Below are 13078 nucleotides of genomic sequence, written 5' to 3'. Positions count from 1 at the left end.
CAATCACTCTTTGAGACCGGAGAAGTTAATGGGCAGGGAGACCCCGAGAGAAAAGTCCGGGGCGTCCTCGGTCAGGCCAATCCCGAGACTGGTATTCACGATGGTGGTGTCGCTGACCCGCGTCCCCAGGGACATGCTCAGGAAACCCGTCATCTGGTCCTGGGCAAAAGCCGGGTCGCCAACCGAGAAGTTCAGAATAGTTTCATCGCTATAGCTGAGCTGGGCGGAGATGCTTAATGAAATATCGTAGGACAGAGAGTAGGCGAAGCCCGCGGAACCGGACAACCCAAAACCAGGGTCCACTTCTGTCAGCAACCGAGCCCCACGAACCTGCTGCAAGTTTTCGGCCGGTAGGTTATAGGTGGCACTGACCGAACCAAACACCACCACAGGGTCAAGGACTTTGGAAAAACTCGCGCCACCACCGACCGAATAGTAGCCACTTCCGGTGGACAGCTGCTCACCGATATCGATCTCATAGGGGCTGACGCCGGTCTTGGTGGACAGGGTTCCGAACAGTGTTGTCGACATCTTACCGGGCACATAGGCAAACGGCTGCCAGCGCGCCGTGAACGAAATGTCGCCGAAATCGTAAATATTGAGCTCGTCCTGCGTGTCATATTTAACCACCAGCGGAATTCGGGTTCCCACTGTCAGGTTATCGAGCAGACCATAATCGTAGGAAAAAGAGTTCGTAAAACTGTGGGTTGCTGACGGCACCACGTCCAGGTTTCTCACCGATCCACCGGTAATTTCCAGGTCCAGCCGCTGGTCCGCGGTGTAGGAATAATCGAACGAGTAATTCAGGGAATGAGAGCCCTTTTTCTGCAACGAATAGTTCTTCTCGGCAGCCTGGAACACTTCCTCCAGTTGTTGCGACGCATCTTCGTCGCCCTCTTGTTTGGCCAGGGCTTCCCGCGCCTGATCCACACTCCCTTCCTGCGCCAGGGCCATGCCCGGAAGCAGACCTGCCGTGGAAACAAGGATAAAACCTCGCAGAAACCAACGATTCATCCTGACTCCCTTATTTTATTTGTAGTGTTCCTGACCCCGGGGATTGCCCGGTGAATTAGTTCCGACGGTAGTGCAACTGCTTTCGGGTGTTTTCCACACTGCCGTCGGGATTGTTTTTCTGGCGTTCGAGCAGATTCTGGATCCGCCGCTGGGTGGACTCGTGAAACGCCGGTATCCTTTCCAGCGCCAGAAGGGTCATTGTCTGGTCATCCACAAAGCGAAGGTCTTCTTCCTTCAGCTCGAGATTGTCCAGTGGCTTATCGCTGCCCGGGAAGACGATGAAGAGCACATTGTCGTCCCACTTTTCCTCGAACTGAGCCAGCGTGAAGGAGATATTCCCTACCGAGGGGTCTGCCAGATAGGCACGTCCGTCGCGAATCGTCCTCAACACCACGAAGTGTTTGAAACCCGCGTGATGGATGGGCACGATCGCCGGGTGATCAAGATCCTTGAGGTCATCAATTGTCGCCCGGAAGCCGCCTGAGGGATAACCGAGCGCTGTCACCAGTCGCTTCATATCCAGCATGGAAAAGGCGCGACGTTCCACGATACGTTCGCTCTCGCCGTAATGAAGCAGCCCCTCCATGACCTGACGTTCCGACAGGGTCCGACCCAGGTAGAAATTCAGCACGGTGGTCAGCGCTGCACTTCCGCAGCTGTAGTCATAGGCCTGACGAACGATGGTGCGGAACTTCTGCTCCACCAGTGGCTCGATCCTGACATCCGATCGCAACTTTATCGGGCTAGAATCCACGTCCTGCTCAATAACAATCTGACCCTTCTCAAAAGGCTCCACCACGGTGGCTTCCTGCACCATGGTGAATGTAAGAATGGATCCAGCGAGCACCAGCAGCATGTCAGACGAAGTCCCTGTTTTTATTGGCCCCGTTATTCATCGGGTTACATGTTGTTACGGTAAGATACCGAAAAGCCTGCGCCCTTAAAGATAACTGTGCCTCAAATCTGTCGCTGCAGGAGGGGCCTTACGGAGGGGAATTGAGAACTGCTTCAAGACATCGGGAGGAATAAGGCGGCAGGCCCGGTTGCCGGGCCTGATGAAGGTCAAAGGGTAAAGACCACTCCGAGTAGCAGATAGCTCAGGACAGTCACCACCACAATGCCGAGCAGGTTCAGGGCGAACCCGGCTCTGATCATGTCGCCGATCTGCATGTGGCCACTGGAGAACACGATGGCATTGGGCGGGGTAGCCACCGGCATCATGAAGGCACAACTGGCGGCAATTGCAGCCGGTACTGTCAGTAGCAACGGCGACACCCCCTGACTAAGGGCCAGCGCCCCCAGCAACGGCAGAAACGCCGCCGCAGTCGCTGTATTGCTGGTAACTTCGGTCAGGAAAATGATCACGCCAACCACCAGCAGGATCATGACGAGCATCGGCAGGGCGCCGGCCACTCCGAGACTTTGGGCGATCCACTCCGCAAGGCCCGAACTGCTGATCACGCCGGCCATGGCCAGCCCCCCGCCAAACAGGAGCAGTACGCCCCAGGGAATACCCTTTGCAGTTTCCCAGTCCAGCAGAAATTCACGGTTGCGGGTATTCACCGGGATCAAGAACATGGCGATGGCCGCAGCAATGGCAATGCCGGTGTCGCTTAGCCAGGGCATCAAGCTGTCGGATAACAGGGGCCTGAAGATCCAGGCACTTGCAGTGATCAGGAACACCAGCGCCACAAGCTTTTCGCCCTTTCCGAGCGAGCCCAAAGCCTCAAGTTCTTGCCGAATAGCCTTGCCACCGTCGCCAGACTTGCCAAGACCGAAGTCCCGGCGGGTCAGCCACCACCACGCCAGAACCAGCATTACGCTCGTTACCGGAACGCCAAGAAGCATCCATTGGGCAAAGCCCACGGAGACCCCCTGGTTTTCGCTCAGGTAGGCGGCCAGCAGGGCATTTGGCGGTGTGCCAATGAGTGTGGCAATGCCACCGATACTGGCAGAATAGGCAATAGCCAGCAGCAGGGCCGTGGCATAACGCCGAACGCCCTCAGGGTTATCGTTGGCATCCATCATGGCTACCACCGACAGACCAATCGGCAGCATCATAATGGCGGTTGCCGTATTGCTGACCCACATGCTCAGAAAGGCCGTGGCCAGCATGAATCCGGCAATCTGGCGTCGGGGCTTGCTACCCACAGCCTTCAGCGTCATCAGGGCGATTCGCCGGTGCAGGTTCCACCTCTGCATCGCAAGCCCGAGGGTAAATCCCCCCAGGAACAGGAAAATGATTGGATTGGCATAGGGCTCGGTGGCTTCACCAACTGTTCCAAGCCCAAGCGCGGGAACCAGCACGATCGGTAACAGGGCAGTGGCGGGGATCGGAATGGCCTCGGTGGACCACCAGATCGCCATGAGCAGCATCAATCCGAGGGCGGACCATGCTTGCCCAGACATGGTTTCAGGAGGTGGAAGGAGAATAGTCGCCAGAAGAAACGCGGCTCCGAGGATGAGCCCGATCACCTGGCTGCGGGGCATTCCCTCCGGTTGGTTGTCAGCATTGAGTTCTTCCGACATACAGTCCTGTTCCATTAATCAGACATTCCACTCCAGCTCGCGGCACAGCGTCATAGCTCCTGAAGCTGGCGATCATGAAAACGCCCGAGCAGGATAAGGGCCAGGATGGCCCCGGACAACGCCCAGGCCATATCCGACTGAGTGTCCCAGACGTAACCCTGGGTGCCCAGAAATGCCTCGGCGGCTTCGTCGCTGAGCAAGGCCACCCACCATTCGATCAACTCGTAAAAGGCGCTCACCGCAAGGCAGAAGCAGACAATAAAAAATGCAGCCCAGCGGCGACTGGAGAACACCTCGAAACGAATGACCACTTCCCTGGCGACCATTGCGGGGATAAAGCCCTGCGCCAGATGGCCAAGCTTGTCGTAGTTGTTACGCTCCCAGTCAAACCATTCCCGAAACCAGTCGAACAAAGGTACCTCCGCATAGGTATAGTGCCCGCCAACCATCAAAATGATGGCATGCACCAGAATCAACACATAAACCAGCGGCGTGAGTGGATAACGGAAGAAACACCAGACAACCGCTGCGAAACCAACGGCGGCAGGCAGCACTTCCAGAACCCACGTGGCCCGATCCGTGGGCCCGATGGCAGACCAGACAAATACAGCAAGAAAGACCACCACCCAGACTGCGGGCGCAAATCGCTGGCTCATAAGTTTCCTTTTGTTCGTGGTTATCCAGACGCCCCGGCGCGCAGGAAGTGTCCGTATCCAGATTCCCTGCCCAACGCAGGTTGCACCTCACCATTCGTTACCGCAGGCCGGCCATTGATCAGCACCTCTCTGACACAACCAGGGACACGGTTAACCATTCTTTCCAGTCCGAAGTTTTCCATCTCGCCCCATTCAACCTGCTCCAGATCCTGATCAAGGCCACGGGGATCAAGTACCGTTATATCGGCCCGGTCCCCTACCCTGATATGACCTGCATTAACGCCAAGCCAATCTGCCTGTTCGCCGGTCAATCGGTGCACGGCACGTTCGAGGGACATGATCGGCTCGCCCTCGTCGTGGCTTTCATTAACGAGCTTCAGAAACCGAAGCGGCAAGTTGTAGAAGGCCATATTCCGGATGTGGGCGCCGGCATCTGAGAAGGTGATCAGCGCGCCGGGATTGGTCACCATTTTTCGGAGCCTATCCTTTCTGTGATTCCCCACCGTGGTAAACCAGCGCAGCGAACGTCCATGGGCCACCACCATGTCGAGGAAGAAATCGACAACATGGATGCCGCGGTCTGCCGCCAGTTCAGCGAAGTTTCGCCCGACGACACTCTTGTCCGGGCAATCGAGAATGACAGCATCACCGAAATCCCGCTGCCAAACGCGCGGAGAGAGCTTCTCCTTATAGAATTTCCGGAATTTCCGGCGGTACTGTTCGTCCTTGAGGAGATCGTTGCGCTCAAGCTGATCCCGAATATCCAGGGCCATTTCACCAGCACCGAATTCTTCGAAAAGCACGATATCCATGCCATCGGCATAGACCGTGAACGGTGTCGGGAGCAGCTGCCAGCGAAAATTACCACCAAAGCTGTTGGCCAGCCATCCGACCAGACTGGCCATGGGTTTGACCGTGGGGTTTCCCTTGAGGTCGATCATCGCAATGAGGGTTGTTTTCAGGGGCTTTCTCAACCAGCCCAGGGTCTCTTTCAGGTACTGTGTTACCTGCAACGGATTGGCCGCATTCGGTGCGCCCTGGTGCACCCGCCCGTAACGGCGCAACAGTGCATTCAGACGGCTCACCTCCCGCCAGCGGGCGTAGGTGCTTGGCAGGCTCTTGGACCACTCCCGATCACCGTCCACCTTGTCCCATTTCAGGCACATGGTGGAAAGACCGAGGAATCCTTCCTGCAGCGCCTCCTCCAGCAGAGCCTCCATTTTTTGCTGTTCTTCGGGAGTCGGCGTCACGTTCCTGTCGGTGGCGCGATGAAGACCCATCACGGCGGCTCTCAGATCACTGTGGCCGAGAAAGCTGATGACATTGGGCCCCAGTGGATGCTGGTCCATGAACGCCACCCACTCTTTTGGTGTCTGCCAGGACTTGTGCTGCTTCAGAATGGGCAGCACTTTTTCCCTCGGGACCGTTTCCACCCGGGTAAAAATATCCGAGGCGTCCTCCGGATCGGAACAGACCATGCTCAGGGAACAACTGCCGATCAGCACCGTGGTGACACCGTGACGCACGGATTCAGACAGAGACGGCGCTACCAACAACTCGGCATCGTAATGGGTATGGGTATCGAGAAATCCCGGCGTCACCCAGCAACCACTGGCGTCAATCGTGCGCGTCGCAAGGCCGGGTTCGGGCGGCTGGTCAAGGACTCCGGCAACCCGGCCATCTTTGACTCCAACATGGGCGATGCGTGAGGGGCCGCCGGTACCGTCAAAGTAGCGGCCGCCGACAATAAGCGTATCGAACTGGTTCACCGTGCCAGTCTCCTTTTTGTTTTTATGTGCCGTCAGTCTAGCCAGCCAAACGTGATATGTCCTCTCATTTTAGCCCGCGGACCGTGCAATGCAGGCCATTAACGAAGACGGATACGGCTGCCGTCTTCAAGCTGACGATCCGGGTGTCGGACGACGTTGTCTGCCTCACTCAATCCTTCCTGGATTACTGTATGAAACCCGTTTGTGCGACCGACCGACACGTCTGTCAGAACCGCAATGTCATCGACAACGCGGAATACCTGGTGCTGCCCATCACTGACAAAGATGGCGGATTCCGGAACCTGAAGGACATTGTCGGAACGCCAGAGCAGAAACTCGGCGTCTACCCGATAGCCGTCCCCCAGGCTTTGCCAGGCATCCGGAGGGCTGACGATGTCCGCAACGACTTGCACGCGCCTCTCTTCCACGCCAAGGGCCGACACGTCTTCGAATCCAACGGGCTCAACCCGCCGGACAACGGCATCGAGGGTGCCTCCGCCCCAGCCATTGAGTCGCGCCACAATACCCGGCCTGAGGTTCACGGCATCAAAGCTCAACACATCAACGACCACCTCAAGCGCCCCGGGATCGCCGAGTTCCAGAATGGATTCACCGGCCTGAACGACGCCCTCGCTTTTTCGGACAATGCCGAGGACTGAGCCATTCACCGGAGATCTTACCGGCACACGTTCAACCGCGCCGTCGCCATTAGCCCGAGCAGCAGACACTTCAAGTCGGGTTCTGGCCGCTGCCAGTTCATGGGCCATCACTTCCTCGTCAAAGCGGGCGGAACGCAGAATGGCCCGGGTTCTGGCCGCAGCGGCCCGGGCCTGCTGCAAACGCTCGTCGGAAACAAAATGGTCATCACTCAGCGCCTGCAGACGAGCCAGTTCCCGCTCCGCCAGATCTGCATCGGCCTCAGCGGCTGCGACTTTTTGACGGGTGGAATTGAGCGCTGAACGGGCCGACTGTACCTTGGCCTCTGCTTCTGCCCGGCTGCGGGCATCGAGGGTGCTGGCAGGCATGGGGTCCACCTCCGTCAGCAGCTCTCCCGGAATCACCGGATCCCCCACTTCCAGCAATACCCTGTGCAGATAGCCGGCAACCGGTGATGAAACCACGTATCGGTCACGCACCCGCGTTTTGCCCTCCTCCTTGATAGTGATTTCCATGGGGCCACGGGTTGCCGGCGCCAGATCCACCCAGACCGGATCGGGTCGGATCGTGACCACAACTGCAACACTGGCGAGCATTACAAACACGCCCCAGAATAACCATTTTCCGGCAAACCCTTTTTTCGCCATAACCTCAGCTCACTCCCTGGTTGCTTCCAAATCTATTCCCGTGTTTTCAACACCGCCACCAGATCCAGCGCTTTCAGGCGCCACCAGGCAATCACCCCGGAAGCGATTGCCGATACCACCACGACCAACGCGGACATGCCAAGTGTCTGGCTGGTGATCGTCAAGGGCACCCGGTACAGTTCGGTTTGCATGGCAGTAACAATCATGAGTGCCAGACCCTGGCCAATCAGCCAACCAAGGGGAATGCCCAGAAACAGCAAGAGCGCAACCTCTCCCAACAATATATGCGCAACTTCATTCTGGGTGTATCCCAGCACTCTCAGGCTCGCCAACTCCCGACCTTTTTCCGCCAGTGAAATCCGGATCGTGTTGTAGACCACTCCAAAAGCGATGATTCCGCCCATCAGGCTGTTAAAAAAGGTGAACGTCAGGAAGGTTCTCGCCAGGGTGTCGTAGAAGCTGTCGAGCATGGCCTGCCGGATGCTCAGGCCAAGCACTCCCGGGGTTTCGCGAAGACTGTTATAAACTTCCGAAGCCTTGTCCGGATCCAGGTTGATCAGGGCCTGATTGATCAGGGGCCCGTCCCCCAGTGCCCGGTTAAGGGCATCCAGATCCATGTAGGCACCAACCCCGAGAAACTCGCTGGTGATACCGGCGACAGGAACCATAACCGTTCGGCGGTCGCCCTCCAGGAGCTCCAGCTGCAGAACATCCCCTGGACCGACACCCAGTTCATCGGCCAGAAAATCGGTCAACAACAACCCCTCCCTGGGGAGCGGAACCGGCTGTAGGTCACTGTCGATGACAAATTGCAGGCGCGCCTCGGAGGGTATTCCGGTGACTGCGCTTCGCCACTCCCGATGGCCGGAAACAAGACGTGCCGGGACCGAGCGTCGCCCCTCCACGTAACGTATCCCGGCTTGCCGCTGCAAGCCGAACAACGCCGCGCTGTTCACCGGATCAATAAAGGTCGCGGACAGATCCTGTTGCTGAACCCGTGCAAACTGCGTGTGAACCATCAGGGACACCGAATCGAACTGGAAGTTGCCCACCATCACGATGGCAGTGGCCATGGCGACCCCAGTCATCGATAACAGGGTCCGGACCGGACGACGGGAGAGCTGGCGCACGATCATTCGGGAGGGCTGGGCGAAACGGATTCCCGAGAGGAGCTTTTCCACTATGGTCACCCGGTATCTGGCGGGCCCCTCAGGCCTCATAACTTCAGCGGGCGGCAGTGCCGCTGCCTGACTGATGGCTCGCCAGGCACCGAGCCAGGCGACCACAATTGTCATCAACCCCAGCAGCCCAACCCATGCAGGGTCAATGCGAAACAACAGCCCCGGAAAGCGGTAATAATCCATGTACAGTTCGCCGAGAGAGCGTCCAAGCCATAGGCCGAGGCCAAGCCCCGCCAGCAAACCGATGACGGCGATCACGATGACCAGTTTGCTGTAATGCCAGGCGATCTGACGGTTGCTATAGCCGAAGGCCTTGAGTACCGCGACGATATCCCGCTGGGTGCTGATCAGACGGCCAATCACCACATTCAACAAAAACATGGCGACACTCATGAAAATGAGGGGGAAAACCGTCGCCATGGTTTTCAGCTGATTGAGCTCGTCACTCAGAAAACGGTGGGAAAACTGGTCGTCCCGGCCAAAAGCCCCCGTTGCCCCATATCGGGCCAGCAACCGATCCAGAGCATCAATGACGGATGCAGCAGAATGGCCAGGTTTGAGCGTCACCGCCAGGCTGTTGAAAGCGCCCCGCATATCCATGGCGGATTCCAGGGACTCTCTGTTCATCCAGAGAACACCATACCGCTGATAGTCCGGCAGCATACCGCCCGGAGGAATGACGTAGATGAATTCCGGTGACTCAACAATGCCGGTTACCGTAAGAGCCTGCCGGCGGCCGTTGATAATGGCTTCAAACTGATCTCCCAGAACCAACTCATGCGCTTCGGCAAAGCTTCCGATAACTGCGATCTCCTGGCTTCGACCAGCAACCGGGAGCCGTCCCTGGCGAATAAAAAGGCGGTTGACGTCAGGCTGACCTTCCGGCGGAACAGACACCAGGCGAGCCGACACCGGATCCGGGAACCCGGGTATTTGCAGTTTCGCAGCGCCTTCGACCCTCCCCTCGTACCTGGCGATACCAGGCAGCGCAGCGATGTCCTTGAGAGTATGACGTGGGGCCCGTTTAACCGGCGCAAAGACCTCGGCAAATTCGTGTTGTTCGTAATACTGGGCTCTGGTTGCCAACAGCGATGAATAGTTCACGAGAGACATCACGCACACGCCCACGCCTCCGGCAATAACCAGTGCGATGGCCAGTACCTGACCGCGCATCTGCCAGAGTTCCCGCCGTAACTTTACGTTCAGAACCGTGTTCAATCCCTTCGGGGACATGGCTGTTACTCTTCAGTACCGTTACCAGGACAATGTGCGGGGATCCTGGCGACGTTCATTAAGACGCTCACCGCTGATGTTGCCGTCCGAGAGCGTTATCACGCGATCCGCCATGCCGGCGATGGAAGCATTGTGGGTAATGATAACGGTAGTCGTGCCGGTCTCCCGGTTGGCTTTGTCCAGTGCCTCGAGCACCAATACGCCGGTGGCGGAATCGAGGGCGCCGGTTGGCTCGTCGCACAGGAGTACATCCGGTCGTTTGGCAATAGCCCGGGCAATGGCAACGCGCTGCTGTTCGCCACCGGAAAGCTGGGCCGGAAAATGGTCAATGCGGCTCTTGAGCCCAACCAGTTCAAGTGCCTCTTCCGGCGTCATTGGATTTGTCGCTATCTCGGTCACTGCCGCCACATTTTCCCTGGCGGTGAGGCTGGGAATGAGATTATAGAACTGGAACACGAAACCCACGTGTTCACGGCGATAACGGGTGAGTTCGCGGTCGCCGGCAGCACTGAGATCAAAATCCCGATACCGGACCTCGCCGGTCGATGGCACATCCAGCCCGCCAAGAATGTTAAGGAGTGTGGATTTGCCAGAACCGGAAGCGCCCAGCATGACGACCAGTTCGCCGCCATAGAGATCCAGATCTACGCCACGGAGGGCATGAACCTGAACCTCACCCTGATCATAGGTTTTCGTCAGGCCCCGGGTCTGGAATACGGCCGAGCCGGTCGTGGATGCCTGCAGTGGCTCCATGGTGTCACTCAGTCTTCGGCACAGTCCACGCAAACCGTGGTATAGGGCAGAACCTGCAAGCGGCGTGGGTCAATGGCCTCGCCGCAGGATTCGCATTCGTCGCCCACACCGTTATCAATCCGAGCCAGTGCATGTTCAATCTGAGCGAGTTCGGAACGGGTTTCGGTTTCCAGCGAATCGACCACTTCGTCGTTCTGGGTCTGGGTAGCCTGCTCCTCGAAATCCTTGTCTAACGCGCCCCCTTCCCGATGCTGATGCGCCTCATAACGGGAAAGTCTGGCCGTCAGGTCGGCTCTCAGTGTTTCAAGTTCTGATTTCCGGTTGGTCATATGGCGTCTCCTGCCTTGCCGGGAAAACATGTTCCTACAGTAAAGCATAAGCCGAACCCGGGATTGATGCTTGTCAAAATTGCGTCACGCAGGATGGGGCAGAATAGAATTCCATCAAATCCATACGCAAAGGAGTTGTGACCATGAACACCGAGCTTTTCGAAAAAGCAACCCGTCTGAACGAGACCCTTTTCGAGCAATTTGGCAAGGCCGCAGAAATGCAGATGAACGCCTTCCGACGTTATGCCGATGTCACCATGGAGCAGGCTAAAAAGGTGTCTGAGGTCCGTGATCTGGAGAGCCTGAAAAGCCTGACTGGCGACCAGGCGGAAACCCTGAAATCACTGAGCGAGCAGTTCACCGCAGACTGGAAAGCCTGGCAGGACTACTTCAACGAAAGCAGGGAGCAGATTCAGAAGGTGTTCGAGAAAGCACCCGAGGCATCGGCCAAACCCGGCCCGAAAACCGCCAAATAAGGGATAGTTATGTTCGGTCTGGATACGCTCGGGAAAGCCGTAGGTCAGCTCGTCAACGGCTTCGAAACCAACGTCCGCCAGGGACAGCAGCAACTGGAGAAAGCATTGGGAGATACTGGCGTCCTGGATGCGGCAACGCTCTCCACGATAACGGAAATGTCCGATGCCTACCGCACAATGGCCGAGGACCTGCTCCTGCACCCGCTCCGGTTTGCAGGCGCGGAACTGGATCTGGCCCGCAAACATGCCGCGCTGGGGTACTACACCCTTGCACGGCTCGTGGGCAAGGACAAGAAGCCCGTTGTCGAACCAGAGGCCGACGACCGACGCTTCCAGGCCGAGGAGTGGCACAAGCATCTGCCTTTTGATGTCCTCCACCAAGCCTATCTGATCAACTCACAGGCCTTTCTGAACTGGGCGGCCAGCATGGAAGGGATTCCCCCGGCAGGACGGGACCAGATGCTGTTCTACGCCCGGCATCTGACCAGCGCACTGTCACCCTCGAATTTCCCGGCCACGAATCCGGAAGTGCTCAGGATTACCTGGGAACGCAAAGGGATGAACCTGATCGACGGTGGACGGCAGCTGATCGAAGACCTGCGCCAGAATCCGTCCCTGTTCAATGTTGGCATGACTGATCGCTCTGCCTTTGAGGTGGGACGTAACCTGGCAACCACCCCGGGCAAGGTGGTGTTCCAGAACGAACTGATGCAGTTGATCCAGTACTCGCCGACAACTGAAACCGTCAGCAAACGCCCATTGCTGATTGTTCCGCCATGGATCAACAAGTATTACATCCTGGACCTCACGGCCAGGAACTCCTTTATCCAGTGGTTGGTCAACCAGGGACAGACTGTTTTTATTATTTCCTGGCGAAATCCCGGGCCCTCCCTGCGGGACAAAGGCTGGGAAGACTACATGGAACTGGGGCCACTGGCTGCCATGGATGCGGTTACCGAAGCCACCGGCGAAGATCAGATGAATCTGATCGGCTATTGCATCGGTGGCACCCTGCTGGGCTCAACATTGGCCTGGCTCAAGAAAAAAGGCCGTAATCCGGTGGCCAGTGCTACCTACCTGACGACACTTCTGGACTTCTCGGACCCTGGCGGAATCGGTGTCTTCATCAACGATCACTCGATCCGGGGTATTGAGAAAATGCTGGAGCGCAAAGGCTACCTGGACGGTCGCGCTATGGCGTTCACGTTTAACCTGTTGAGAGAAAACGAGCTGTTCTGGTCGTTCTGGACCAATAACTACCTTAAAGGCCAGAAGCCCGCGGCTTTTGACCTGCTGTACTGGAACACCGATGGCACCAACCTGCCAGCGCGAATGCACAGTTATTATCTGCGCCAGATGTACCTGAATAATCGTCTGGTACAGCCAGACTCCCTGAGCCTGCTCGGCGAGTCCATCAATCTGTCCGAAATCGATGTACCCTCTTTTTTCCTGTCCGCCAGACAGGATCACATCGCTAAATGGAAAACCACCTACAAAGGGGCGCTGGCCCACGGCGGTGATGTCCGCTTTGTGCTCTCCGGCTCCGGCCATATCGCTGGCGTGATCAACCCGCCCTACAAGGAAAAGTACGGCTACTGGACCAATGACACCCTGGTGCCGGATGCAGACGCCTGGTTCGAGAAGTCCGAACACCATCCGGGATCCTGGTGGCCCCACTGGCTCGAGTGGATTGCCCGTTTCTCAGACGGCGACGTGCCGGCTCGCATCCCCGGCGAAGGGAAACTTCCTGCGATTGAGGACGCACCCGGCAGCTACGTCAAAGTCAAAGCTGCGGAGGCCTTGAAGCAGTAGACCTCTGCTTGGCCCGCATTCC

Annotated in this window: 11 protein-coding genes; 2 read left to right on the top strand and 9 right to left on the bottom strand. The window is 57.5% G+C overall.

From position 1 onward, the window contains the following. Positions 1-3: 3 nt before the first annotated feature. The 9 genes from CFB02_RS04280 to CFB02_RS04240 form a co-directional block, all read right to left on the bottom strand. A complete protein-coding gene (locus CFB02_RS04280; protein ID WP_088557007.1) occupies positions 4-1014 on the bottom strand; it encodes a flagellar protein FilC in 1011 nt (336 codons plus the stop codon). A gap of 55 nt (positions 1015-1069) precedes the next feature. Next, entirely contained in the window at positions 1070-1870 is an 801-nt protein-coding gene (locus CFB02_RS04275; RefSeq protein ID WP_088557006.1) for a C39 family peptidase, read from the bottom strand. Between the two features lie 206 nt (positions 1871-2076). Continuing rightward, on the bottom strand, positions 2077-3543 hold the full coding sequence (locus CFB02_RS04270; RefSeq protein WP_088559160.1) for an SLC13 family permease: 1467 nt from the start codon (positions 3541-3543) through the stop codon (positions 2077-2079). Between the two features lie 50 nt (positions 3544-3593). Continuing rightward, positions 3594-4199 carry a DUF2238 domain-containing protein gene (locus CFB02_RS04265; RefSeq protein WP_088557005.1) on the bottom strand — a complete coding sequence of 202 codons (606 nt, stop codon included), beginning with the start codon at positions 4197-4199 and terminating at the stop codon, positions 3594-3596. Between the two features lie 20 nt (positions 4200-4219). Beyond that, on the bottom strand, positions 4220-5968 hold the full coding sequence (locus CFB02_RS04260; protein WP_088557004.1) for an N-acyl-D-amino-acid deacylase family protein: 1749 nt from the start codon (positions 5966-5968) through the stop codon (positions 4220-4222). A 98-nt stretch (positions 5969-6066) separates the two neighbouring features. Beyond that, positions 6067-7272, bottom strand: a complete 1206-nt coding sequence (locus CFB02_RS04255) for an efflux RND transporter periplasmic adaptor subunit (protein ID WP_088557003.1) — start codon at positions 7270-7272, stop codon at positions 6067-6069. A gap of 32 nt (positions 7273-7304) precedes the next feature. Continuing rightward, complete coding sequence (locus tag CFB02_RS04250; protein WP_088557002.1) at positions 7305-9686, bottom strand: ABC transporter permease; 2382 nt, start codon at positions 9684-9686, stop codon at positions 7305-7307. Between the two features lie 21 nt (positions 9687-9707). Beyond that, a complete protein-coding gene (locus CFB02_RS04245) occupies positions 9708-10439 on the bottom strand; it encodes an ABC transporter ATP-binding protein (RefSeq protein WP_088557001.1) in 732 nt (243 codons plus the stop codon). Positions 10440-10447: 8 nt separating this feature from the next. Continuing rightward, complete coding sequence (locus CFB02_RS04240) at positions 10448-10768, bottom strand: TraR/DksA family transcriptional regulator (RefSeq protein ID WP_008174687.1); 321 nt, start codon at positions 10766-10768, stop codon at positions 10448-10450. 143 nt (positions 10769-10911) lie between these two features. Between CFB02_RS04240 and CFB02_RS04235 the strand changes: the two genes are divergently transcribed. After that, positions 10912-11244 (top strand): phasin family protein, encoded by a 333-nt coding sequence (locus CFB02_RS04235; RefSeq protein WP_008174685.1) that lies wholly within the window; start codon positions 10912-10914, stop codon positions 11242-11244. Between the two features lie 9 nt (positions 11245-11253). Continuing rightward, positions 11254-13056: a PHA/PHB synthase family protein gene (locus CFB02_RS04230; protein WP_088557000.1), complete on the top strand. Its 1803-nt coding sequence runs from the start codon at positions 11254-11256 to the stop codon at positions 13054-13056. Positions 13057-13078: the final 22 nt, after the last annotated feature.

The sequence above is a fragment of the Marinobacter sp. es.042 genome, from assembly GCF_900188315.1.
Lineage (GTDB): Bacteria > Pseudomonadota > Gammaproteobacteria > Pseudomonadales > Oleiphilaceae > Marinobacter.
This window is presented reverse-complemented; position numbering and strand designations above follow the sequence as displayed.

What these genes read in the sequence shown, in the direction of transcription:
- CFB02_RS04280 (WP_088557007.1), bottom strand. Translation starts at nt 1,014, where the DNA reads ATGAATCGTTGGTTTCTGCGAGGTTTTATCCTTGTTTCCACGGCAGGT.
- CFB02_RS04275 (WP_088557006.1), bottom strand. Translation starts at nt 1,870, where the DNA reads ATGCTGCTGGTGCTCGCTGGATCCATTCTTACATTCACCATGGTGCAG.
- CFB02_RS04270 (WP_088559160.1), bottom strand. Translation starts at nt 3,543, where the DNA reads ATGTCGGAAGAACTCAATGCTGACAACCAACCGGAGGGAATGCCCCGC.
- CFB02_RS04265 (WP_088557005.1), bottom strand. Translation starts at nt 4,199, where the DNA reads ATGAGCCAGCGATTTGCGCCCGCAGTCTGGGTGGTGGTCTTTCTTGCT.
- CFB02_RS04255 (WP_088557003.1), bottom strand. Translation starts at nt 7,272, where the DNA reads ATGGCGAAAAAAGGGTTTGCCGGAAAATGGTTATTCTGGGGCGTGTTT.
- CFB02_RS04250 (WP_088557002.1), bottom strand. Translation starts at nt 9,686, where the DNA reads ATGTCCCCGAAGGGATTGAACACGGTTCTGAACGTAAAGTTACGGCGG.
- CFB02_RS04245 (WP_088557001.1), bottom strand. Translation starts at nt 10,439, where the DNA reads ATGGAGCCACTGCAGGCATCCACGACCGGCTCGGCCGTATTCCAGACC.
- CFB02_RS04240 (WP_008174687.1), bottom strand. Translation starts at nt 10,768, where the DNA reads ATGACCAACCGGAAATCAGAACTTGAAACACTGAGAGCCGACCTGACG.
- CFB02_RS04235 (WP_008174685.1), top strand. Translation starts at nt 10,912, where the DNA reads ATGAACACCGAGCTTTTCGAAAAAGCAACCCGTCTGAACGAGACCCTT.
- CFB02_RS04230 (WP_088557000.1), top strand. Translation starts at nt 11,254, where the DNA reads ATGTTCGGTCTGGATACGCTCGGGAAAGCCGTAGGTCAGCTCGTCAAC.